This is a genomic window from Oxalobacteraceae bacterium OTU3CINTB1, from assembly GCA_024123955.1.
Classification (GTDB): Bacteria; Pseudomonadota; Gammaproteobacteria; order Burkholderiales; family Burkholderiaceae_D; genus Rugamonas.
In genome coordinates this window covers 5140460-5165096 of sequence record CP099652.1, presented here as the reverse complement: position 1 = coordinate 5165096, position 24637 = coordinate 5140460, and the positions used below count along the sequence as shown (strand labels likewise).

Genomic DNA, 24637 nt, shown 5'->3' with positions numbered 1-24637 from the left:
ATAAAGGTAAGTCGCAAGCCCGCGCACTTATCGGGGCGGCGAGGGCTGCTTGAGCAGTTCAGCGAGCCGACGTGAGGCGTTGTCACCCCACCAGTTCCACAACTGCTCCATCCGTTCTGGGTGAGCAAAATGATATGCGTTGCTTGATGAAAGCCAAAGCGTGGACGTGCGAATCGGCGTTGCCATCCGTACCACTTGGTTGCCGTATTGTTCCTCCACCGAACGATCAAGAGCATCGGCGTTGGGGAGGGAGATGGCAAACCCGTCCACCCGCTTGAAGATCAATTTTTTGAGGTTGCTGGAGGAGTCGGCGGTTCCGCTATCCACACTGTAACCTTCGTCGCGCAACTGATCCCCTAGTGGCGAACCCAGGTTGGTCGCCAGCATGCGATGTCTGAAGTATTCACGCGGATTGGTATCGGCAGCAACGCGATCGGAGGTGCGCAAATACACCACGGCCGTAACCCGAATGCCGCGCCGCGTGTCGGGCGTTCCGCCTGCGGCCAGCGGCAAGGCAGAATACGGCCGTTCGCCGTCGCGCAGATCGACCGGCGCCAGGTCAACAGTACCATCCATGAGCGCGATGTGGACGCGCGGGGCGGGCAGTCGCACTAGCTGCGCCGTGCAACCGACGCTGCGCACAGCCGCACGCATCAGTTCGACGCCGGCACCTGCGGGCTCGGGAACCACCACGCCATTGCCAATGTAATAAGGCAAACGCTCCCGATCAGGATAACCCACCCGCATTGAGCAATCACTCGCGGCGACCTGATCGCACACCAGTACGGCCATGAAAAACGCCAGCATTTTCATATCGCATCTCCGGTGGGGTCTGTGTAGAGTAATAGCAGAAGACAGGCATCGTCAACAGCGATTGAAAACTACTATGGTTTGGCGGTCATATCGACTCAAAACTGATACAGCTTCGTCATCAGCACGCGCCAATTTCTTTCTTCATGACTTAGCACGGTCGCGCAGCCTGAGACACCTGTCGCTCTGCCTAATTCCTGCCTGCGGCTGAGGCCTCAGCCGATAACTTTCGCCCGCGATGAGCAAGATGGGCGTCGTGCCGCAGAGTGTCCAGCAGCACGGCTGTCCTCGGCACGTCCTGCGCAAACGTTCCCACCCGATTTCCCTAACGTCAGATGCTTCATCACGATCTGGCTGCCTTTCTCAAAAAACACTTCAATTACTTAGAAGAGTAAATGGCCTGCTTTAGGTTCAACTGCACCCAACTAATTTGGTCCATGATGGACATAATTGCGCTCAAGCATCCAGGCCTGTCAAATGATGCAACGGGCTGAGTAATCGGAACAACGCGCTCAGAAAAGTAGTAGGCCAATTCGTTCCAGTACATACTTAATTGCTATGACCTCAGGTCGAATCGCGAGCGACGACCCGCCGCCGCCCACCGAACAGCAAGAAAGTTCGCTTGAAGAAACTTGAGCGTTTACCCAGTGACGTCTTGATTACTCGGGGGATTTGGTCGATGATGGCTTCGCGTCTGTGATTTTCAAAAGAGATGCGACGTTGTGGAAATTATTGCGACTCACGGGCGTGGCGAAATCCACCGCGTCTTGCCGAGTTACACGGTGGTGATGAACCTCCGCTTTCGGCCAGAACCGGACGAGTGGAAGTAGACGGACATAGGTGGATCAAGGCAGAGTGGTAAATTGGGGATTCGATTTCTTAAAGCGCAAAACGAAGATGGGACTGCACTTATTGACCTCGGACCGGGTCCAATCGTCCTGCCGCCAGCGTATCGAAGCGCGCGAGCTCCGGCTCCGCAGAGTCATTGACGACGCAGATCGGAAGCCTTTGCCGCGTCGAAACAGCGGTGACGATATTGGGCTAGGCTTTCTTGAAGGTATCGCATCACCGTGCCGTTATGTTTCAGTTCAGCCAGCGCGTCCGCCATATGTGGCGCGTGGCTGGCATGGGCGTTATTCAAATAGCAATGGCCAGTGGTAGACTGCACCTGAGCTAGCTGGCGGATAATCGGTGTCTCGGGCGGGCTGCTATTGCATTCCCGGAACGCTAGGTAGTCCTCGACCGCTTCCTGCACATCGAAATACAAATCCGTGCGGCCCAGCTGCAGTTTGCGCAAGCCTTGCCCAACATCGCTGATTTGCGATAGCTGAGCAGGGGCCAGCTTGGCGGCTAGCAGGACTTCCAGTTCCGGGATGCCGCGCCGGTATTCGCAGCGCAGGTGCAGCAACCGCAGCCGGTCCATGCCTTCGAAACTGGCCTCCGGTCCGGCGCCGTACACGCAGAAATGCACCACATTGTTGGGCTCGCGTAAGCGTATCAGCCTTGGATACAGTGTCAAATAGCCGAAAGTACGTCCCAGTTCGCCGTCGGCTTGACCTGCTTGTACCATCGCGGTTGCCCGCTTGGGGGGCACATCCAGATATTCAAAACCCAGCCCACTCATAGAGCATATATCGCGATAGACCTTGATCAGCCATTGGGTGCGCGGATTGTCATAGGGGCGTGAGAAAACAAACCTCAGGCGTTGGGCCGGCTTGAGGCTCAGGGGGAGCACGGTTGCTTGGAGAAATTGCCGCCGGGAGATCATCGCCAGTCCTAGGTAACCGCAAGAGCTCAGGTTAGCATTACAGACGCTCGCACTGACAAAATTCAAGCGGAATACGTGCTTTTTTCGCTGCACGCCGCACGTGCGTACAACGGCTTCTTCGCACGGCCAAGCTGAACGGTGTCGACCCCAACGCCTGGTTGTGTCATGTGCTGACGCATATTGCCGATCATCCCGTGAACCGGTTTGATGATTTCTTGCCTTGGAACTGCAACCTACCGGCAGCCCTTTGAGATCATGCCGCTTCCCAGCGGGGTGATGCCATCATCGATTAATCTTCTACATCACTCAAGACGGCGCTCAGCGGACGCTTACAGGCATCTCCTAGGGCATCGTCGACCAATAGGATGCGTCGGCTCCTTTGCGCGATAAATTCTTCCATGGATGTCGTCGGTTGATGCGCCTCCAAACGAGGCGGCTGCTCGTGTTGTAACTAAAAGTCTGATTCGACAACCGTTCCCAATCTGCAACTGCGTCACCCTGTCGCGACGATGCGGGGCGATTCTATCGGGCGCGCATGCCTTGCGCTTTATAATGGAACCATGGAAGCGCGTGGAGCGCTCTTGACCGTCCCGCCGACTGAGCAGGAAGGCATTCAGTTTGGCGGGATTGCCCTGCCGCCAAACTTGGGGAAAGCATGGGACAGAAAATTTTAATCATCGACGACAATTTGGCGTCGGCGGAGGCGCTCGCGGCGGTTCTGGACATGGTGGGGCATCCGGCTCAAATTGCACACGGAGCCCATGAGGGGCTGCATGCGGTGGCGGAATTCAAACCGAACTTGGTGTTTCTTGATCTGGGCATGCCCGAAATGAATGGCTACCAAGTGGCCGCCCAAATACGGGGCGACAACAGCGTGGAGCAACCCTATCTAATTGCCTACACCGCCTGGGGCGATCAGGCGACAATCAAACAGACGGCGGCCGCTGGATTTGATCGCCACATCGCTAAAACGACATCGTTTGACGGCTTGGTGGCCGCGATTAAGGACGTCGCCGCCCTCAGGTTGAAATGATCCAGCTATGGTGATCAGGACAAGTCAGAAGGTTCCTGACTGATTCTCCCATCGAAATTTGACGAAGCGCGGGGGGGGCTTAGGGCCCTCATAACTTTGTTGTCCGGCACTGGCCAAAACCAGACATTTGATGAATGGATTTTGACTGGCAAAACATATTCCACCTACATTAAGGCACCCCTGAGTGACCGGGCCGACGAACTGTAGTGGTTTAATGTACCCAGACACCAATTTAGGCGAGAATGCTCGCCATGGAGAGAAGCAGGCCCAATCCTGCATTTTGGTGACCTATCAGCAGTCCTCCTGACGTGAGCGCGGTCAATGAAACTATGGCGCGCTTCGGCCCCGGCGCCCCAACTGCCGGCTCAAAGCGACGGAATTTGATGCCGTCAAAACGGTAGAGTCCACTTGGCGTGCCGAGCGATATCCATCCATCTAGGGCCTGGGCAATGGCCACGACTTCGGCTAGAGCGCCATCTTTTGCGGTCCACATGTCATGGTGGTACGACGCAAGGGGCACAGTGCTGTCGAGAGCGCTGGCGGACAAGACGAATAGTAGCGAACACAGGCCAACGACCTGCATCAGCCATGTGCGGGGCTTCGAAGTAAGATGCCAGAGTCGAGTGCAGACATTCATTAGGCGCCTTTTACCTAAGTGGTCGATAGCTACCCATCGGCCTGCTTCATGAAAAACATACCAATCTCGCCACGGGTGTCTGGCAGAGCATAACAGTCGTTTTCAAAAACGATTTAAACCCGGCCACCCGTTTTCCAAGCGACATTGTCAACACACGGTACTGTCATAGGTTCTCAAGCAAACTCAAGACGGCATCCTTCGGCATAAACCGCAGAGCCCTATCTCCGCAGACGGCTGCCTTGCCCAGACTGCGTCGCATCATCTCGACCTCCGCCGCAACATAGCGATGGGTCATGGCAACCTGCGCATGCCCTAGCCAGGCCTATCGTTTGCACCGAATGCAGCCCCCCCCGGCGGTCGCGATAACACATCATTGTTTTTTTGGTGTTCCTGGATCTCTACCTTTGGGTTGAAGCTGGACAACATTACTACCAGCGGTTTTTACAACGATCTCGGTAAGCCGGATGACATCCAATTTTAAGGCTTCGATAGTTTCCTGAGCATTTGCTAAATTAGTTGTTGCTTGTTTTAGCTGCAACTCGGAAATGTGATTGCTATTTGCTAAGCCATCGTAAAGTGTTTTCCAGTCTTCGATGCGGGAAGCCTGGCTTCGCCGAGTTTGGCGCTCAACCTTTTCGCGTCGTTTGTTCACGGCCTTAACCCATGCATTGACGCGCTTAAACAAACGCGCCCTCCATTCTTTCTTTACCTCGTCATCCTGCCTCTTCGGATATAGGGTTGTGTTGTGGATGCCGGCTCGACGGCATAGCTCGCTGTAGTCCAGCTCGACCCTGCCGGCTGAGTGAGACCAGCAACTAGCGGCAATTTCCTTCCGAATTGCTCGCATGGCCGCAACCACTTTTTGTTTAACGGCCCTGGAACGTTCCACACCTTTTTTCTGTGCACTCGCAGAAATCCTGGCGCGCGTTTCCTCAGTTCGTTTAAAGTGACTCTTCATTTTTAGCGGGTCGGTCATTCAGCTGCCTCCTCGTCCTTTTCTGCGACGGCCGTGAGCACAACTGGATGATCTGCCCACTTCTTGCGGAGGTTTTCGAACCTCCCAAGGTGGGACCGGATCTGTGCCAGCCATAAGCTGGCTACTAGACCATTGCCATTAGCGTCGGCCTCAATGTACGCATTTATGCTATCGGAAATCGCACCGTCAACGTCTTCGCGCAAGAACGGTTCCTCAAGGCGATGGGCGCAATGGCTAAGGCAGCGCGCGGGCTCGGGGGCACCTCGATGTTGATTACATGGTCCTGACTCAGTTCCTGGAAATTTGGTGCAGATAATGCCTGGCCGAACATACTGCCACGCCTTTCCCTGCAGTGTTAATATTTTAGCCAGATCAACAGCTGATTCCGCGCCCCAATCCCTTCCGTGACGGTGTTGGTCAATTCGGTGGGCTTTGATGGCGTGCCGAAGAACCAGAGCATGTGGCCCACCATATCCGTCCCCACCATGAACTGGCTCATTTTCGGCTGCTATGATTTCTTCAATGGTTTCTTTCGCCTTCATCATGCGTAACTCCCGAACCACCGTCTCGATTTCATCTGCAAGAGTTTTATCGGTCAAGATGTAATAGAGTGTCATCTCGATGTTGGTGTGACCGAATACGTCCATCAAGATCTTTGGCGCTTGGACTAAAGCAAGCGCCACTAAGCGTGCAATAGTTTTCCTGAACCGATGTGGGCGTAGAGACTGTCCCCCCGTGCTTTCCTCCATTCCAATGGCCTTAGCATAACTAAGAAGCGATTGACCAATACCCCTGAGCGGCTTCGTCCTGTCGGTGCCCGCTCCGCCAGCAATGATTCCCCACAGGTGGTCGAGCGCTGGCAGGGGCCCTGGTTTGCCTTTAATTTTAGGTTCAATTGGCCCAATTTTCTCGACCAACGTGATAAGCCGGACTTGCTGTTCTATGGCGTGTTGAGCAAATTCCGGCATGATCCAGTCGCGCACAGCGCCCCCGGCATTCTTAACCAACTTAAATGTTCGTCCTTTCGCAACCGGAAGGCCGTTGACTGCATACTGAACACAAGAGCGCCGCAAACCAACAATTTCGCCATGGCGTCCGGCGGTGGCGAGTAGGGCAACGAAAAGATGCGACTGTTGGAGCCGTTGTAGTAGATCCATCACATCATTAAAGCTTTTTGGCGGCCAATTCTGTTCGTTATCTCTGCAACTGGAGCCAGAACTTTTGGTTTTATTTTTTCCAAGCTGGCTTAGCCGAATTGTGAACGGGGTCTTGGCGATTACTTGTCCCTCACTGTCGCGCCACACAAAGCCAGACAGATACTTCGCAACCAGCGCCGAACGCCGTCCTTTGATGCTCTTTGGCTTAAGCTTTAATGACGAAGTTTCTTCCCAAATTGACAATATTTTGGCCGCAACTTCCAGTAGGCCGGGTCCAAGGTCGTTAATCAGCCAGTATGCTTTGCGGCCCATTTCGGCAACGTAGTCGTCCGGCAAAGGTAAATGAGGGTTAATTTTGGAGGGCTGCTCTGGCATGTCTTCTTCACCTTCAATTTCGGTGTGAACGGATCGGCCCCGTGCTGGAGATACATCTGCCCAAAAGCCTCGCTCAGCCAGCATCCTCATTCTTGTTATTTCGCCGCGCACCACTTTGGCACAGCTCGCGGTGAGCGTTTTTAAATCATCGTCGGTAACCAGTGCGAAGAACGCTGGTTTTTGTTGGAGGCCAAGCGGCAGTTCGATGTCATTTTCGAACTCGTACACCGCTAAGTCTATTAATTTCGCAGCGGCGAGAGCCGCTAGGGCTGGGATATAACTATAGCCGAGTGCTTTTACGAAGTTCGTATCCAGCGAGGCTGCTTTTCTTTGATATGCCATATTGGCTGGCCCAATTCGCATCAGGACCAAATATCGAACGGTCATCTCGACAGCTTTGTCCAGAATTGCTGCGCAACGCTGTTTCAGCGTCGACACTTGGCTCTCTGCAATCAAAGACACACTTCGCTCGCCTACCATGAGGCGAAATTTAGGCGGCATGAAGTGAAGAATTCGGTCACGGATGTTGATATTAAGCGTCGCGGGAATTCGGTCAGTAGGCGCCCATCTCTCTGGGGTTTCCCAAGTATCCAATCTGTTGCCGTGATGTAAAATCCGTTTAACCAACAGCAGATCGTCAATGTTGCAGCTTTGAGCTTCCACTGCTGGACAAAGCAGGAGAGCTTTATTTCTTGACTCGAGCGAATCTGGCGACTCCGCCGACTTTGCAGAAGGATTACTATCGTCAACAACTTTAGAAGGACCGCTTGAGCCGAGCTGTGAATCTTGGTCGACCTGAGGGGATGTTTTCGGTTTTTTGGTACGCATGTATTCCTCCTTAAATACCTTCTAAGTCAACTACGCGATGCCGATTCGCCGCGATTTCGGCGTCCCAGTGGTTAATGCCGGTCTCTACATCATATTTGTCAAACAAGGTTAACGCCGAAGTAGTGTTTTCCAGTTCCTCGGCGAAAGAGGACGTTTCGAAAACTGCCACCGATACTGTGGCTTTGATATGCTTAAGCTCAGAAAGTCTTTTGCACAAGCCTGGAAGGCTGTCCGACAAGATTACTGCGTTCTCTATACAAAGCGTGCATCTTTGCGTTGGGCATAGTCGCTTGCCGTCAGCTTTAAAATTCGGTGCGATGCGTTTCGGCGGGTTTTTCGGGTCCTTGCAGCCCACGCCTATACGGCTCCGTTGAAGCGTCCGGTATTGTTCTAATCTAGCGCGATCCTTGTCAGTGATATCGTGATCGCGGGAAAGCTTTGCGATGATCGTTGGATCGACCCGTCCGGTAGTGATCATCTCGGTGAAAAAAGCGTTACTAAACCCGGCATACTGTTGAGCACTCTCTTCGTTCATAACTGTATTGTCTAAATATCGTTGCGTGCTTCTTAGCTGCTTGTGCTGTAGTACTTTCATTACCGCCAGTATGAATCCGCCGCTTGAACGGTATGCATAGCCCGCAAAAGCATCGCGGAAGTCTCCGGATTTTAAGTAGGCTATTTTTTTTATATCCGGCTGTCTTGTATTGATTTCGTCGGCAATATTACGAAGGAACCGGCCGCCAGTTTCATCGCGTCCGAAGTTGTTAGGATTTAGGTGACGAACATCGCTACTATTGAGGTTGACGTAGAGCCATGGCGATCGGACAGTGTGGGTTAGTGATTCAATTTCTTGGCGTATTTCGTTGAGTTCCCTTGCCGTGACATTAACCTTTTGCATTTTCGCGTACCGTTTTTCGAGGCTGATAAGCCGTGCTTGTACTTGAGCACGCAAGCCGGCGGTTCGGTGCAGCAGCGTTTGAAGTATTACGCCTGCCGAACCCTGCGAGCGAAATAGTCCCTCCGTGATCACTTCCATGTCACCACGGGCTTTATAGCCATAAAGCAGATATCGCTTCGGGTCCTTCGGATGCGGCACCAAGAATTCATCATTTATATCGAGCGCCAGTAGGACGCTTGGATTCCATCCGGTGCTTGCCAGGCAAAGATGGAAAGCTACACGAATATCTTCCGCACTTGGATAGTAGCCTTCCAGCATGACCGCTGCATTTAAATCGCGCGATTTAAATGCGTAAGTGCTGGTTTGCAAGTAAGCAGGGCCGGGGCGGGCTTGCCCTGCCGCATCAATAGCACTTTGGAACCATAAGTAATTTTCCAAAAGCCAGCCCTCATTGTTGTCGATTGGAGCAACTCCGGAGATTAGCTGATCAGTTTTTTCCCATCGACGACAAGCAGAAAACCATTTATGTTTCAACGCAAATCTATATTCGTCAATTTGCCACTGTGGAGGCAGAAGCCTCTTAGGGTCTTTCTTCTCCGGCGCCAACCAATATAGTGGCGGACAATCATTTTCTATTCTCCAAATTTCGACAACGCGTACAAAGCCAGTAAACGTTCGGTGATCCATCCCGTCATCTAAGGCCATCTGGCGGTAAACACCATTAATATCCGAGACAGTATTGACAAGCATAGTTGGCGTGCCGTCGACAATGCTTAATCTCTCGACCTCGTCGAACATTCTCCACCAGCGTCTGAATGTCGCAATATAGCCACTAATTGTCGCGGTAGAGTAGTACTCGACGAGCTGGCGGATAATTGGAGCCAGCGCAAAAATCAGGAGAGGACGCCCACGTATTGCCATCTGAGGTCCTGTCTTCATTTTATATGTACTGGTTACACCGTCAGCGAATTGGTGAAGATCAACCAGGACTGGAGTCTCGTGCAAAGTCCAGAATAACAGTGGATCATTGATGATTGTGTCGGTGGTTTTTGTTGCCCCTCTCAGCTCCGTATCAGGAATCGAGCGCAGTGCATCATCCAAAGGTGCGTTGACGTCGCAGTCGGCTGATGTTCCCAAGGTGGTTTCGTCGGGGGGAGCAACCGTAGACGCGTTGATCGAGTGGTCTTTATTGATCTTGCGTATGCTCAATGCGCCTCCTTTCCTCGGCAAGCCGCTTTTCGTACGCCTCTTGATTTGCTATTTCGTAGTCGATCACGATGTTGAAACCCATCATGTCAGATATCCAATGCAGGTAGATCATCGACGTCTCCGGACTAGAGTGTCCCAAACGCGGCATAATGTTTAACTGGATAATCGTCATAGCGCTTGCCGTTAATAAGACAGAAGCGATCGCGTGCGGAAGCTTTAGTAATTCTTTGTGCGCTTCCATCTCTTTTAATAAAACGGAACACGCCCACCAGTCTCTGCCTAGGTGGGGTGACCAGTTCTTGTATGGCAAGTTGCCTTTCTTCCACGCGCGGTATAATGCTTTGCCGTGTATTCGTTCACCATCCGAATTAATAAAAAGATGAACTGATTTCTTGATGCGATTGTTTTGCTCCTTGACATCTGCACTGGATATATATTTCGCTAAAGACTTATTGCGGGTATTGTTGTAATAATGATTCAATCTATAAGCGTGACCCAAAGGGAGAAAGACGTCACGTTCAGGGCCAATTTTGTCGCCGCAGTTATAGCCATAGGTAGTACCCTTGGTTCCATACCGAATTGACACTCTCACCGACTGTCTAGAAATCGGTGCATTCGGGTTAACGATTTCCCAGTCCCTCGGATCTGCAGGAAGTGTGTCCGTTCGCCAACACGATATTTCAGCTCTTCGCAGCGCGGTCAACAAAATAGTTTCCGACATTAGTCCTTCAGCTTCGCCGACAACTTCATAGACGCTTAATGTGAACTCAGCGATCTCATTATCGTTTGGCATTCGCAATCTTTTTTTGTTGACTCTGACCTTGCCTTCTCTTTGCTTAATTTCTACGTCTGAGCTCTTGTAATTATTGGAACCCGCTCTGTTTCGTCTATATGGCACTTTGAACTCAGGCCGGAGTTTTTGGTCAGCCATCCACGTAAGAAAATAACATGCTTCTTGAACGCGTGAGTTGATAGTGGCTCCAGCTAGTGGAGCGCCATCACGCGACCATTCCCCTGAGATCATTTCGGCTTGATATTTTTCGATAAGGTCAGCGTTATATTCACATTTTATCAAATCGACACTGCGAGCTTCGGCCCATTCGAGAAAATTTATCAACCAGTCGGCATAGTCGCGTATAGATGCCGCACTGGGGCGTAAACCTGATTCAAATTTTTTGGTTGGGCTCCAATCGCCGGTGCCTCTGTCCATCAGATACCAACTACTAACCCTGTGATAGCCCGGTCGTGAATCGAAAATAAAAGGCAATTCAGCAACCCGTCCGAATCCAGCGCTTCGTACTTTGTCTGCATCGCCATATCTGACTGAGAAACCCATGATTTTCGCCGGCCCCTGTAAAGCGAAATTAAACCATATCGAATGACGTTACTCAAGTCGCGAATTCTGAAGCCGTGCGTGCTAAATAAATTCCATAAGTTTTGTCGGTTATTTTATAAAATATTGTGTGAACTCTTTCTGTGATTTTCGTAGGAAATCCCTTTTGGATAAAGGTGATTCTCTGGCAAAGTGCTTGATGAAGAATCGCCTATGATATTTTTTTTGGTGGAACTTCGGGTAGCTATTGAGGAACTGCATTTATAACTTGCAATATGCAAGTTGTGGCGGAATTTGTCGTTATATCCCCGTCTAGCCGAAGGGGCGCTTTGATGAAGTCTAACCGTTTGATTTTTATAGGTATTTTTGTTTCATCTAAGAGTTCGTGGTCTATAACCTGCGAAGTGCGGCGCGCGCAGGCCCAGCGCTTCCGCGAAGGCGCGGCCGATGTGGTGGTCGGCACGGATGCCATCGCCATGGGCTTGAATATGCCAATTGCGCGCATCGTGATGACTACGTCCGTTAAATACAATGGATATGAAGAGGAAGAGATTCCCGCCGCGCTGGCGCGGCAGATCGCCGGCCGGGCCGGGCGCTTCGGCGTGCACGAGGAGGGCCTGGTGGCCGGCTACGACAACGAGACGCACAATGTGATGCGCTCGCTGCTGCAGGAGAAGCCGGTGCCGCTGAAAACCACCGGCTTTGCCGTGGCGCCAACGTTGGAACATTTGCACCGGATTTCATCGGTGACCAACGAACACGGGCTGGCCAAGCTGCTCAAGCGCTTCGTGCACAACATCGATGTGCCGGACGGGTTCTTTTATCCGCGCATCACCGAGGACCAGTTCGAGCGGGCCGCCTGGCTCGACACCTTGCAGTTGACGGTGGCGGAGAAGTTCGCGCTGTCGCTGGTGCCGATCTCGTCCAAGGTGCACACCTTGCAGCACGCGTGGGAAGGCTGGGCCACCGCGCTGGCGCACAAGAAAATCACGCGCCTCATGCCGGAGCAGAATCCGCTGCACTTTATGAATTTGCAGGAGGTGGAGGACGCTTGCCGGCTGTATTCGGCCTACGCCTGGCTGGCCTATCGCCAGCCGGAGTATTTCCCGGACACGGAATTGGCGCAAAAGCTGTCGCGCGAAGCGTCGGAGCGCGTCGATGCGATCTTGCAGGATCAGAACTCGGCCGCCCGCAAGCGTCAGCCGAAGAAATTCCGCCGCTGATCAATCACCCGGTTGCGGGTCGCCGTGCAGCTTGAAGCGGCAGGACAGTTTAAACGGCCGGGTCACGCCTTTGGGGTCGGACACCATCGGCAAGGCGAAGGATTGTTCGTCGAGCAGCTCCAGGGTCCAGGTGGTGGCGCCGAAGAAGTCGAAGTGGATGATGTTGGGTTCGACCAATTCCAAGGCAGTGAAGGCGCCGGTCGAGTACATCGCGCCCAGCCGCGCGGCGTCGACGATGTCGAGCTGGGGATCGAGCAGATAGATGCGCAACGTGTCTTCGTGAATGATGTCGTCGGTCAGAAAGATCAGGAAGTGGCCTTTCCAGCACACGGCCGCTTCCAGCACCGCGCCCTCGACGATTTTCCCCGTGGTTTCGCCATAGAGTATGAGTTCGCAGCGCGGCAGGTCGTCGGCGGTCTGCCGGGGGCGGATCGAGAGGTCGTCTGTCGAAAACAGTTTCATGATGGTCACCAGATCGAGCTGACGCCGAAGGCCGCCAGCGCGCCCCCGACGAAAGCGCCCACTGTAACGCAAACCGGCGCGCCGGGGCCGCATGCCAGGCCGGCCAGCGCGCCGCCGGCCATGCCGCCGGCGATGCCTGCGCCGTTGACGGCGATTTCCTTGCCGGCCGCCGCCACTTTGTTGGTGGAGGTCGTCACGTTGTAGATCGACAATCCCAGCGACACGAAGATCACGCCGCGCCCCACGTACGACAGGCGTGACATCGTTTGCGTGACGGCTGGATTGGACTTGCCGGCGGAACTGACGATGGAGGCGTAGACGATGTTGCGCTGCGAGGCGGTCAGGCGGGAGAATGTCGCGCCGGGGCCGTACATGCGGGTGGTCTGGCGGGCCACCAGTTCGTTGAGCGTGTAGCCGCGCGCCTTGATGCGCTGCGCCACCGCGCGCCCCACCGAGGTGCTGCGCGAACGGATGATGGTCATGACGGTGTTGCGGGTTAGCTGGGCTTGCGCGGCCGCCTGGGCCCAGGTGATCCTGCCGGTGAAGGCCTCGGTGCGCAGCCGGTCCGCCATGAGCTTGATTTCGCGCGCGTAGGCGATGCGGGCGGAGGCGTCGATGGTCAAATGGGCGCCGGCGTTGGCAAGCTGCGCCTCGAGCGAATGGATCGTCTGCTCAAAGAGTTCCTGGTTCTCATCTTTCGTCGCTGTCGCCATGTCGCTCATCCCTGTCTAGTTATGGTGAAAAAATATGGTGAAAAATAAAGAGGAATTCACAGAGTAGAGCTATCCGGGGCGGGCGAATTGTGGCCGCGCAAGCGACTGCGCTAAGTGTTGCGGGACTAGCGACATGGCGCCTCGTTATTGCTGCATGTCAATAAGTTCATCCGCAGCAATGCGATGATCGACAGCCTGTGCGGTTCGACCATCGCCATCACGGCTGGGGGCGCACGGGTTGTCACGGATGCCACGATGGAAAAATTGCTGCCGTATGTCGAACGTGAATTGGGCCTGCTGCGGCAGGCCGGCGCCGAGTTTGCCGGACGCTATCCCAAGCTGGCCGGCAGCCTGGGGACGGGCGGCGAGGGCGGCGCCGATCCGCACGTCGACCGCCTGATCCAGGGCGGCGCCGTGCTCAACGCGCGCGTCGGCAAGCTGCTCGACGACGGCTATGCCGGCTTCACCGAAGCGCTGCTCGGCATGCTGTACCCGCATTACCTGAGGCCGATGCCGTCGTGCTCGGTCGCGCGCATCGACCACGGCGGCGCCAGGGCCGGCGAGAGCGCCGGCGTCACGATGGTGCCAATTACGGTGCCGCGCGGCACGCCGATGACGGCGCTGGGACAGGCGAGGGTGGCGTGCCGCTTCCGCACGGCCTACGACGTGGCCGTCGCGCCGGTGGCGATCGGCGCCGCTTGGTTCGAGCCGCACATCGAGGTGCCGCCGGGCTTGCCGCTACCGGCGGATGCCGGCGCGGCCATTTGCCTCACGCTGGAAAGTGCCGGCTGCGCGCTTGGCCAGGCATTGGCCGGACTGTCGAAGCTGAGGGTGTTCATCGACGGCGAAGCGTCGCTGCGCGCCGCCTTGCGCGACACGCTGTTCATGCGCGTCGCCGGCGCCTGCGTGGAAGCCGACGGGCAATGGCAGGTGTTGTCCGGGTCGCCCATCGCCCCGGTTGGCTTTGCCGACGACGATGCGCTGCTGCCTGCGGCCGCCTCCGAGCACGGCGGCTACCGTTTGCTTGCCGAGTACTTCGCCTTTCCCGAAAAATTCGACTTCTTCGACATCGACCTGGACGCGGTACTGGCCGATGTTCCCGCCTGCTGCGCCCGGCTGACCTTGCGGCTGGCGCTGACCGGCTGCCGGCCCGACATGCCCGCCGCGCGCATCCTGCGCGCGCTGCTGGCGGACAACCTGGTGCTCGGCTGCACGCCCATTGTCAACCTGTACACGCAGCCGGCCACGCCGATCCGCGTCACCCATGCGCTCAGCAGCTATCCCTTGATGCCCGACCAACTGCCCGGCAGCGGCAGCGAGATCTACAGCGTCGACTCGGTGCACCTGGTGCGGCCGGCCCCACAAGGCGACAGCGTGACCGAGTTCTTTCCCTACTACTCGCTGCGCCATGGCGGCGCGCCCAGCCGCAAGGGCCGCTACTGGCTGGCCGGCCGCGATGAGGCGCTGGCCGCCAGCGGCGCCGGCCACGACTTTTCGCTGACCTTGATCGACCATGACTTTTCGCCGTTGCGCAACCAGCCGGCCACGGCGTCGGTGCGCGTCACCTGCACCAATCGCGACCTGCCGCACCACATGGAATACGGACGGCCACGCGGCGACCTGGCCATGGAGGCGGCCGCCGGCGGCTTGCCGATCCGCGTGCTGCGCCGGCCGACCACCTCGTACCGGCTGAGCGCGAACGGCAATGGCCAGTGGGGACTGATCAGCCATCTGGCGCTCAACCACCGCACGCTGACGCACGAAGGCTTGCCGGCGCTGACGCAGATGCTGCGGCTGTACGCGCGGCGGGACAACGCCGTATCCCAGCGGCAGATCGACGGCATCGCCGGCCTGTCGCACCGGCCCTCGACCAGGCTGGTGCGGCAAGCGCAAGGCAGCGCGACCCTGCGCGGCACCGAGGTGACGGTCACCCTGGACGAGGAGGCGTACGCCGGCACCGGGCTGCATATGTTCGCGCAGCTGCTCGATTATCTGTTTGGCCTGCACGTTCATCTGAACAGTTACACCCAGCTGGTGATAGTCTCCAGCGTCAATGGAAAGGAGTTACTGCGATGCCTGCCCCGCAACGGCGCGTTGAGCCTGGCCTGATCGGCGAGCTGCTGGCCGAACCCCACCGCTTCGAATTCTTCCAGGCGGTGCGGTTGATCGCGCTGGCGCGGCAACGGGAGGGCGGCGCCGGTTTGAGCGACGTGCGCTTCCGCAACCGGCTGTCGTTGGGCTTTCCGCCCAGCCAGATCGACAACGTCAGCAGCGACGACAAGGGCATCCGCATCACGCCCGCGTTCATGGGCTTGCTGGGTAGCCAGGGCAGCTTGCCGCTGCACTATTCGGAGCGCATCAACCGCCACGAGAAAGGCAACAGCGACGGCGGACCGAGGGCGTTTCTCGACATGTTCTCGCATCGCGCGCTGGACATGTTCTACGAGGCGTGGGCCCGGCATCGGCCGGAGTGTATGACCACGCCCGACGGCGACGACGCCTTCCTGCGCATGCTGACTTCGCTGTCGGGCGCGCCTTGCGCCGCCGCCGGCGACACCATCGAGCGCGAAACGCTGGCGTTCTATGCGATGCAGATCCGCAGCAGGGCGGTCTCGGCGCCGCTGATGGCCGGCATGTACGCGGAGTACTTCGACGTGCCGTTCGCCGTGGAGCAACTGGTGGGCGAGTGGCAGGACTTGCCCGCAGGCGACCAGGCCCGGCTGGGCATGGCGAATGTCGATCTCGGCGGCGGCGTGTTGCTGGGCCATCGGCTGTATCGTTGCGACGCGCGCGTGCGGTTGCGGATCGGACCGCTGGACCGTGAAGCGTACGACCGCTTCCTGCCCGGCAACAGCGGCGCGCTGCGACTGGCGGCGATGCTAGCGCTGCAATGTGGCGTGGACATGTGCTACGAAGTGCACCTGATCCAGCGCGCGCAGGATGTGCGCGGCTTCAGCCTGGACGAGGCCAATGGCGCGCGGCTGGGCGTGGACGCTTGCCTCTACAGCCAGCCGCCAGGGCAGGATCGCGAGGATTTGATGTATGTGCTGCGGACGTGAGGCGCGGCGCAGTCTACAAGTGCGAAGTGACCTGGACAAAAAGTTTTCGGATTGCCTTCTTTATATTATAGTTGGCCTTCGATACTCACTTAAATATATCAATGGTTACCTGCTATCTGCGTTACGTCATCGATCCATACAAACTCAAGGAATTTGAGCACTACGGGAAAATCTGGATACCGTTGGTTGAGAAGTTCGGCGGTCGGCATCATGGATATTTTCTGCCGTCGGAGGGCGCCAACAACGTCGCCCTGGCGATGTTCACGTTCCCCTCGCTCGCTGCCTATGAAGAATACCGGATCAAGTCGCAGGATGACGCCGAGTGCGAGGCCGCTTTCAAATACGCAGAAGAAACTCGCTGCATCGTCAGCTACGAGCGCAGCTTCTTCCGGCCGGTCTTCCAGTAAATCTGGAAACCCCCGGCGCCGGTCACCGCTGCTGCATCCCGATTGTGGTTGATATGCAACTTAATTACTTTGTGGAACTTATAAAAATGGTATAGACTCGTCCGATTGACGTTGGAGCCCGATTCCCGCCCGCGTCCTTCCCCTGGCCCAGACCGTGCCGGACACTCGTAGCCACGCGCTCCCCGCGCATGGTGTGGCAGAGACCGACATGAAACCAGTGGCCCGCATCATCCAGAGTTTTAATTTCAAGATCGCCATGCTGGTGACGGCGATGGTGATGCTCGCCGCGCTCGGCGCTGGCGGCGTGTCGCTGCTGATTGCTGAGACCGAAATGCGCGAAGGTGTCGCCAGACAACAACTGTCGCTGCTGACCAGCGCGGCCGGCCACATCGATAACGATCTCAAGGCAAAAAAGCTGTTGCTGTTCTCGCTGATGGAAGAGATGCGCGAGCGTGGCACGGCGCCGGGGCAGGTGCAGCGCTTGCTCGAGTCGCGCGAGAGCCTGCGCGGCGAGTTCTTCAACGTGACCGCGTTCGACGTCCAGGGCAATCTCATCGCCAGCTTGAACAGCCGCAATACGCGCCGCATCAACGTCGCCGGACGGCAGTATTTCAAGGATACGCTGGCCGCGCGCGAGGGCGTGGTCTCGGCGCCGTTCGTCAGCGCGCTGTCGGGCAAGCCGGTGATCGCCGTCACCCAGCCGGTCGAGGACGAGCAGGGCAACGTCATCATGGTGCTGCTCGGCGCGATCGACCTGCTGCGCCCGTCTTTCTCCGACTATCTCGACTCGCTGCACCGCGGCCAGGGTTATCTGTTCATCGTCGGCGCCGACGGCACCATCATCCATCATCCCGACAAGGCCCGCGTGCTGACCCGGCTGGACCCGGACGGCGCGCTCGGCCAGGCCGTGCTGCACCGTCCCGAGGGCTGGCGCGACGACGTGCTCGACGACGACACCCCGGTGCTGGTGGCGCACACGCTGCTGCGCAAGGTCGATTGGACCATCGCCGCCGTCTACCCGATCCGCAACGCCTTTGCGCCGATGGCGGCGGTGCGCGGGCGCGCGCTGGCGGCGGCGTCGATGATCACCGCGCTGGCCGCGTTCTTCGGCTGGGTCTTGACCAAGGCCTTGATGCAGCCGCTGGCGCACTTGCACAAACAAGTCGAGTCGATCAATTCCGGGGTCGCCGATATCGACGTGTTCGCCAGCGAGCGGCGCGACGAGTTCGGCACGCTGAGCCGCGCGCTGCACTTGCTGTCGCGCCAGCGTCAGGAGGCGCAGGACGCGATGCAGCGCCTGGCCAGCACCGACCCGCTCACCGGCGCCAACAACCGGCGCATGTTCGACCAGTTGCTGCCGGCGGCGATCGCGCGCGCCGGGCGCGCCGGCAGCTATGTGGGCCTGGCCTTCCTGGATATCGATAAATTCAAGCAGATCAACGACACCTACGGCCATGGCGTCGGCGACGCCGTGCTGATCGAGTTCTCCCGCCGGTTGAACGGCTTGGTGCGCCGCAGCGACACCGTGGCGCGGCTGGCCGGCGACGAGTTCGTCATCGTGTTCGAGCAGCTCGGCTCCGCCGCGGAGGGCGCGCCGCTCGGCGACAAGATCGTCGAGGCGATGGCCGCGCCCTTCCATTTCGGCGAGGTCGGCGGCCCGGGGCTGCGCGTGACCACCAGCGTCGGCATCGCCATCAGCAACGACCCGAGCGCCACGCCGGAGGGCTTGATGCATGCGGCCGACCAGGCGCTGTACGGCGTCAAAAGCGCCGGGCGCAATGGTTACGCCATCAATGTCCACCACGACGCCCGCGTGCTGGCGCTGCGCCGCACGGGCTGAGGCCACCAGCGGGAACGGTTGAGGTATGATGGTTTTTCCTATCATCCCGCAGCAGGACGACCATGCCTACCCCGATTACCATCGCGAAGAACGACACCATTTCCCTGGACATGCTGTCCAACCTGGTCAACCGCCACGGCTGCATCACCGGCGCCACCGGCACCGGCAAGACCGTGACCTTGCAGAAGATCGCGCAGTCGCTGTCGGAGATCGGCGTGCCGGTCTTCATGGCCGACGTCAAGGGCGACCTGTCCGGCATCGCCAAGGCCGGCGCGCCAAGCGAGAAGATGGGCGCGCGCCTGGCCGCGCTCAAGCTGGAGACGCCGCAGTGGGCCGGCTGCCCGGTCACCTTCTGGGACGTGTTCGGCGAAAAGGGCCACCCGGTGCGCGCCACCGTTTCCGACCTCGGCCCGCTGCTGCTGGCGCGCATGCTCAACCTGAACGATACGCAGGAGGGCGTGCTGCAACTGGTGTTCCGCATCGCCGACGACAACGGGTTGCTGCTGCTCGATAGCAAGGACCTGCGCGCCATGCTGCAACACGTCGGCGACAACGCGGCCGACTTCAAGACCAGTTACGGCAACATCAGCGCGGCCAGCATCGGCGCCATCCAGCGCGGCCTGATCGCCATCGAGGAGCAGGGCGGCGACCGGTTCTTCGGCGAACCGATGCTCAACATCGACGACCTGCTGCAGACCGATGCGCGCGGCAAGGGCGTGATCAACATCCTCAGCGCGGACAAGCTGATGAACGCGCCGCGCCTGTACGCGGTGTTTCTGTTGTGGATGCTTTCCGAGCTGTTCGAGAACCTGCCCGAGGTGGGCGATCTCGACAAGCCTAAGCTGGTGTTCTTCTTCGACGAGGCGCACCTGCTGTTCACCGACGCGCCCAAGGCCTTGCTGCAAAAGATAGAACAGGTGGTGCGATTGATCCGCTCCAAGGGCGTGGGCGTGTTTTTCGTGACGCAAAATCCGATCGACATTCCGGACACGGTGCTGGGCCAGCTCGGCAACCGCGTCCAGCACGCGCTGCGCGCCTACACGCCGCGCGACCAGAAGGCGGTCAAGGCGGCCGCCGAGACGTTCCGTCCCAATCCGGCGCTGGATGTCTCGCAGGTGATCACCGAACTGGGCGTGGGCGAGGCGCTGGTGTCCTTCCTCGACGAAAAGGGCGCGCCGCGCATGGTGGAGCGTGTCTTCATCCTGCCGCCGGCCAGCCAGCTCGGTCCGCTCGACGCGGCCGAGCGCAAGGCCGCCATCGACGGCTCCATCGTGGCGGGCGTCTATGAAAAGACGATCGACCGCGAATCGGCGTATGAAAAGTTGAACGGCCGCGTGGCGGCCGGCGCCCGCACGGCGCGGGACGCTCCCGACGCGGCCGCCGGACGCGGGACGTCGCCGGGGGCGCAGCAACCTCAACAGTCACCGGGGCAACCGCCGCCGCCGGCAGAGACCGCCGGCGGCTCGATGTTCGGCGACGTGCTGGGCGGTTTGTTCGGCCAAAGCGGCAAGCGCGACACGGCGGTGCAGGCGATGGTCAAGTCGGCCGTGCGCAGCATCGGCTCCCAGGTCGGCCGGGAAATCATCCGCGGCGTGCTCGGCTCGATCATGAAGAAACGTTAATTTCCTCACCTAACTCGGCAATGCGCGCGCCACCTATATGCTAGCCTCAGCTATGATAGCGACCGGTTGACAACATTGACAGCAATTTAATTGCTTCTCGACATGTTGTTGAATGGTTTTAGCATGGCAAGGAATGGCATGACGTTAGCGTTAAAAGGAGCGATTGGGGCGGAGAAACGTCCGCCGTCGCAATTCGGCTTGATCAATCTGTTGAAGGCGGGCGCGGCGCAGCTGATCGTGCTGCATCATCTCGCCTTCTATGGTCCGATGGCCGATCACGTGCGACCGATGTTGCCGGCCCTGATCGGTTGGCTGGGTGACAGCGCGCGCATCGCGGTGCAGGCCTTCCTCGTCATCGGTGGCTTTTTGGCCGCCAAATCGCTCGCGCCGACGGGCCACGCCGGCCTGGCCGACCCCATCGGCGCGATCTGGCGCCGCTACGCCAAGCTGGCGCCGCCGTTCATCGTCGCCACGTTGCTGGCCGCCGCGGCGTCCATGCTGGCAGGCAAGTTGATGGCGCACGATTCGATCTCCGCGCCTGCCACCTTTAGCCAGCTTGCCGCGCACGCGCTGTTGCTGCACGGCGTACTGGGCTATCCATCCTTGTCTGCGGGCGCCTGGTACGTCGCCATCGACTTCCAGCTGTACGCGCTGATGGCCTTGATGCTGTGGTTTGGCGGTCGCCTCGCCGCCGAGCGCCGCCCCGCGTGGTTGATGCCCGGCATGATCGCGCTGGCCGTCACGCTGTCCCTGGTGTACTTCAACCTCGATGCCGACTGGGACAACTGGGCGCCATATTTCTTCGGCAGCTACGGCCTGGGGCTGATGGCCTGGTGGGCCAGCGATCCGCGCCGCAAGCCGGGCGCCGCCGCGTTGCTCGTGGGAATGGCATTTTTGCCGGTAATCGCCGCCCAGGCCCTTGATTTTCGCAGCCGCATCGCGCTGGCGATGGCGGTTGCCTGCGTGTTGGTGTTGTTTGGTCGCGCGAAAACAACATCCACCGGCCAGGGATGGTCGCTCGTCAATGGCTTGGCGCGGATATCGTATTCCGTGTTTCTGATACATTTTCCGGTATGCCTGCTGGTGAACGCGATGTTTACCCGTTTCGTGCCGCCGGAGCCCGAATTGCAAGCGTTCGGCATGCTCGCGGCGTGGGCCGCCAGCCTCGCCGCCGGGGCCGTGTTCTTCCGCTGCGTAGAGGCGCCGCTGGCCCGTCTGGTGCAACGCACGGCGGGCCAGAGCGCCGCGCGCCCGTCGTCCGCCTAAGCGCCGTCAACTTCCGCCGCAGTTACAAAAGCCAATCGATCAACGGTTGGCTTTTTTCATTTTGTTGTTCAGGACAAAAATCCACCGTTGCCAGTTATATGATTTTGGAATATGAATTTGCAAATAAATGATAGATTGGCATTGTTGAGGGGGGCGTAATATAAAAGTCATGCAGCCATGGCAATACAAAAAAGGACTGCAACCACAACACTGGAGACAACAATGACAACGCCTCAGACCCGTATGCGGAAGACTGTATTGGCCGCACTCATCGCCGAAATGGTGATTTCCCTCAGCGCCTCGGCGCAAACGGCCGATCAGCCGGCGATCGATCCCTCGGCGACAGTTGTCGTCAGCGGTATCCGCGCTTCCCTCAGTTCCTCGCTCAACACCAAACGCATGCAGGACGGCGTGGTCGACGCCGTGTCGGCCGAGGACGCCGGCAAGTTCCCCGACACCAATATCGCCGAATCCTTGCAACGCGTGACCGGCGTGCAAATCCAGCGCAATGGCGGCGAGGGCCGCTACATCTCGGTGCGCGGCCTGGGACCGGAATTCAACAACGTGCTGGTCAACGGCCGCACGATGACCAGCGACACCGGCGGGCGCGAGTTCTCGTTCGACATGCTGTCGTCCGACCTCATTTCCAAGGTGCTGGTCTACAAGACCTCGCAGGCCTTCCTGCCCGAGGGCGGCATCGGCTCGACCGTGGATATCCAGACCGCGCGTCCGCTGTCGGGCAAGGTGGGGCATTCGACGGTGTTCAACGCATCGAGCTCCTACGACGACAATTCGAAAAAGTACACGCCCAACGCCAGCGGCATGTACTCGTTCGCCAACGAGGCGCGCACCTTCGGCGTGGCCGGCTCGGTGTCGTACACCGACCGCGCGTCCAAGCAGAACAAGGCCATCACCGACGCCTGGAATTACCGCGACGTGTCGATGATCAACGGCGACCTCAACTCGCGCGGCTTGACGATGGCCGACGTTACCACCCGCAAGCTGTATATGCCGCAGAGCTACGGCTTCCAGCAGGAGGAGGAAAGCCGCAAGCGCCTGGTCGGTAACCTGGCCGTGCAATACAATCCGTCGCCGACGTGGAAGCTCAGCGCCGACGCCTTGTACTCGCGTCTGGACCAGAAAAACGATGTGATCGCCGTCAGCGACTGGAACAACCCTGTCCAGCTGGGGGTGAAGTACGACAACAACGACCAGGTGACCAGCTTCCTGCGTCCCGGTTCCAACTTCTTCGCCAACAACCCGGCCATCGCCGGCCCCGGCAAGCTGCTCGGCGAAGCGGCCTCCAACGACATGATCGTCAAGGGCGGCGACCGCCTGTCGATCACCCGCGCCTTCGGCCTGAATTCGAAATGGAAGCTGGGCGACGAATGGCGCCTGGAGGGCGACGTGTCGACCTCGCGCTCGACGTCGGCCACGCCGGACATGTGGGTGGTGGCCGGCATGGTGCCGAAAAACGGCGACGTGCTCAGTTTTAACGGCACGCCCAGCATCACCTTCGGCGACGGCATCGCCGACCCGACGGCGGTGCGCGCGCACGCCGTCTCCAACGGCCAGGTCAACCTGCATGACAAGTTGAAGGAAGGCCGCATGAATCTGTCGTGGGACCACGATATCGGCTTCTTCAAGGGCGCCGACACCGGCGTCGCGTATTCGCAGCGCGAGGTCGGCCGCCTGACCTACAGCAGCGACTCGTGGAACGCCTTCAGCGGCTACCACGTGGGCCTGCCGGCCAGCCTGTTCACGGTGACGCCGCTGGAAAACTTCATCGGCGGCGGCGCCCAGGTGCCGTCGGCGTATCTGCGCTTCGACCCGCACGCCTACATCAATTACCTGAATCAGCCGTCGCTGCTGCCGCAGTCGAACGATCCGGCGCTGTATTCGGACAAGACCAAGTATCCGAACGGCCCGATGGCGATCGACTACACCAAGCCGTCGTCGTGGGCCGTGGAGGAAAAGGTCAAGAGTCTGTTCCTCGACACGCGCTGGGAGGGCAGCGGCTGGTCGGCCAACGCCGGCATGCGCATGGTGCGCGTGAACTCGAGCTCCACCGGCACCAGCCGCGTGCTGCTGTCGGCGGTCAAGAGCCCGAACGACACGACCTTCATTTCGCAGTGGGGACCGTACCAGATCATCACGGTCGACAACAGCTATAACAGCTACCTGCCGTCGGCCAATGTGAAATTCGACCTGACCAAGGACATGCTGCTGCGCTTTGCCGCCTCCAAGACCGAGACCCGGCCGACGTTGAGCCAGATGAGCGTGGACAACTCGTACGGCGGCCGCTTCGGCGACGTGCAGACCGGCGGCGGCAATCCTTACCTGAAGCCGATGCAGTCGAAGAACTTCGACGTGTCGTATGAATGGTATCTGTCGAAGACCAACTACGTCAGCACCGCCGTGTTCATGAAGAAGGTGTCCGACTTCCTGGAGACCACCTTGCAGGACATGCGGATACCGCAGTTCGACGAAGTGGTGCATGACTCCCGCGTGCGCAACGGCCAGAAAGGCAAGATCAAGGGGATCGAGATCGCCGGCCAGTACGCCTTCGACGACTCGATCATGCCTTGGCTGCAGGGCTTCGGCGTGGCCGCCAACTACACCTACGTGGACGCCAGCGCCGAGCGCGCGGGCGGCGCGCCGGCGTGCGGCTATCCAGGCCTGTCGCCGCAGTCGTACAACGGTTCGCTGTTTTTCGAGAACACCCAGTTCTCGGCGCGCGTGAGCTACAACTGGCGCAACCACTTCTCGGTCGATTGCGGCGGCGGCAGCACCATGCCGCGCAACCGCGCCGCGTACGGCCAGACCGATGCCAGCTTGCGCTACAACATCACGCCGAAGATCGCGCTCTACCTCGACGCGATCAATTTGAACAACGCGAGAATGCGCGAGTACGCCAACAACGAGAGCCAGTTCCTGACCCTGGAAGATGTCGGCCGCCGTGTGAACGTCGGCGTGCGCATGGCCTTCTAAAGTCCGCTCCAAACAGAACGGCCGGGTTCC

General features: G+C 58.5%; 16 protein-coding genes and 2 pseudogenes. 10 read left to right on the top strand and 8 right to left on the bottom strand.

Annotated elements, in window-relative coordinates; all coding sequences use genetic code 11:
• Window positions 1-27 precede the first annotated feature (27 nt).
• Both NHH73_22400 and NHH73_22395 read right to left on the bottom strand, forming a co-directional pair.
• Window positions 28-813 carry a hypothetical protein gene (locus NHH73_22400; protein USX25328.1) on the bottom strand — a complete coding sequence of 262 codons (786 nt, stop codon included), beginning with the start codon at window positions 811-813 and terminating at the stop codon, window positions 28-30.
• A 979-nt stretch (window positions 814-1792) separates the two neighbouring features.
• Window positions 1793-2578, bottom strand: coding sequence for a hypothetical protein (locus tag NHH73_22395; GenBank protein ID USX25327.1), 786 nt, complete (start codon window positions 2576-2578; stop codon window positions 1793-1795).
• 113 nt (window positions 2579-2691) lie between these two features.
• Between NHH73_22395 and NHH73_22390 the strand changes: the two are divergent.
• Window positions 2692-2829: pseudogene (locus NHH73_22390) on the top strand (transposase domain-containing protein).
• A gap of 404 nt (window positions 2830-3233) precedes the next feature.
• A complete protein-coding gene (locus tag NHH73_22385) occupies window positions 3234-3611 on the top strand; it encodes a response regulator (protein USX25326.1) in 378 nt (125 codons plus the stop codon).
• A 1007-nt stretch (window positions 3612-4618) separates the two neighbouring features.
• On the opposite strand, the gene NHH73_22380 is transcribed toward NHH73_22385, so the two are convergent.
• The 4 genes from NHH73_22380 to NHH73_22365 are packed head-to-tail and all read right to left on the bottom strand — an operon-like array spanning window position 4619 to window position 11027.
• Window positions 4619-5224 carry a hypothetical protein gene (locus NHH73_22380; protein USX25325.1) on the bottom strand — a complete coding sequence of 202 codons (606 nt, stop codon included), beginning with the start codon at window positions 5222-5224 and terminating at the stop codon, window positions 4619-4621.
• Complete coding sequence (locus tag NHH73_22375) at window positions 5221-7584, bottom strand: hypothetical protein (protein USX25324.1); 2364 nt, start codon at window positions 7582-7584, stop codon at window positions 5221-5223. Before NHH73_22375 ends, NHH73_22380 begins: the two co-directional genes overlap by 4 nt.
• Before the next feature lie 10 nt (window positions 7585-7594).
• Complete coding sequence (locus NHH73_22370; GenBank protein ID USX25323.1) at window positions 7595-9691, bottom strand: hypothetical protein; 2097 nt, start codon at window positions 9689-9691, stop codon at window positions 7595-7597.
• Window positions 9669-11027, bottom strand: coding sequence for a site-specific integrase (locus NHH73_22365; GenBank protein ID USX25322.1), 1359 nt, complete (start codon window positions 11025-11027; stop codon window positions 9669-9671). The genes NHH73_22370 and NHH73_22365 overlap by 23 nt, the downstream gene beginning before the upstream one ends.
• 386 nt (window positions 11028-11413) lie before the next feature.
• Here NHH73_22365 and NHH73_22360 point away from each other — a divergent pair.
• Window positions 11414-12247 (top strand): annotated as a pseudogene (locus NHH73_22360) (RNA helicase).
• Here the strand turns inward: NHH73_22360 and NHH73_22355 are convergent.
• Both NHH73_22355 and NHH73_22350 read right to left on the bottom strand, forming a co-directional pair.
• The gene (locus NHH73_22355; protein ID USX25321.1) at window positions 12248-12709 is read right to left on the bottom strand and encodes a hypothetical protein; all 462 of its coding nucleotides are present in this window, start codon (window positions 12707-12709) and stop codon (window positions 12248-12250) included.
• A gap of 5 nt (window positions 12710-12714) precedes the next feature.
• The gene (locus tag NHH73_22350; GenBank protein USX25320.1) at window positions 12715-13422 is read right to left on the bottom strand and encodes a hypothetical protein; all 708 of its coding nucleotides are present in this window, start codon (window positions 13420-13422) and stop codon (window positions 12715-12717) included.
• A gap of 147 nt (window positions 13423-13569) precedes the next feature.
• On the opposite strand from NHH73_22350, the gene tssF reads away from it, so the two are divergent.
• From tssF to NHH73_22315, 7 genes are all read left to right on the top strand, one after another.
• On the top strand, window positions 13570-15531 hold the full coding sequence (gene tssF, locus NHH73_22345; GenBank protein USX25319.1) for a type VI secretion system baseplate subunit TssF: 1962 nt from the start codon (window positions 13570-13572) through the stop codon (window positions 15529-15531).
• Window positions 15495-16481, top strand: a complete 987-nt coding sequence (gene tssG / locus NHH73_22340; protein ID USX25318.1) for a type VI secretion system baseplate subunit TssG — start codon at window positions 15495-15497, stop codon at window positions 16479-16481. The genes tssF and tssG overlap by 37 nt, the downstream gene beginning before the upstream one ends.
• 101 nt (window positions 16482-16582) lie before the next feature.
• On the top strand, window positions 16583-16888 hold the full coding sequence (locus tag NHH73_22335) for an NIPSNAP family protein (GenBank protein ID USX25317.1): 306 nt from the start codon (window positions 16583-16585) through the stop codon (window positions 16886-16888).
• Between the two features lie 208 nt (window positions 16889-17096).
• Window positions 17097-18728 carry a diguanylate cyclase gene (locus tag NHH73_22330; protein USX25316.1) on the top strand — a complete coding sequence of 544 codons (1632 nt, stop codon included), beginning with the start codon at window positions 17097-17099 and terminating at the stop codon, window positions 18726-18728.
• Window positions 18729-18790: 62 nt separating this feature from the next.
• Window positions 18791-20350: a DUF853 domain-containing protein gene (locus NHH73_22325; protein USX25315.1), complete on the top strand. Its 1560-nt coding sequence runs from the start codon at window positions 18791-18793 to the stop codon at window positions 20348-20350.
• 138 nt (window positions 20351-20488) lie between these two features.
• Window positions 20489-21616: an acyltransferase gene (locus tag NHH73_22320; protein USX25314.1), complete on the top strand. Its 1128-nt coding sequence runs from the start codon at window positions 20489-20491 to the stop codon at window positions 21614-21616.
• A gap of 258 nt (window positions 21617-21874) precedes the next feature.
• On the top strand, window positions 21875-24607 hold the full coding sequence (locus NHH73_22315; GenBank protein USX25313.1) for a TonB-dependent receptor: 2733 nt from the start codon (window positions 21875-21877) through the stop codon (window positions 24605-24607).
• The last annotated feature ends 30 nt before the right edge of the window (window positions 24608-24637 follow it).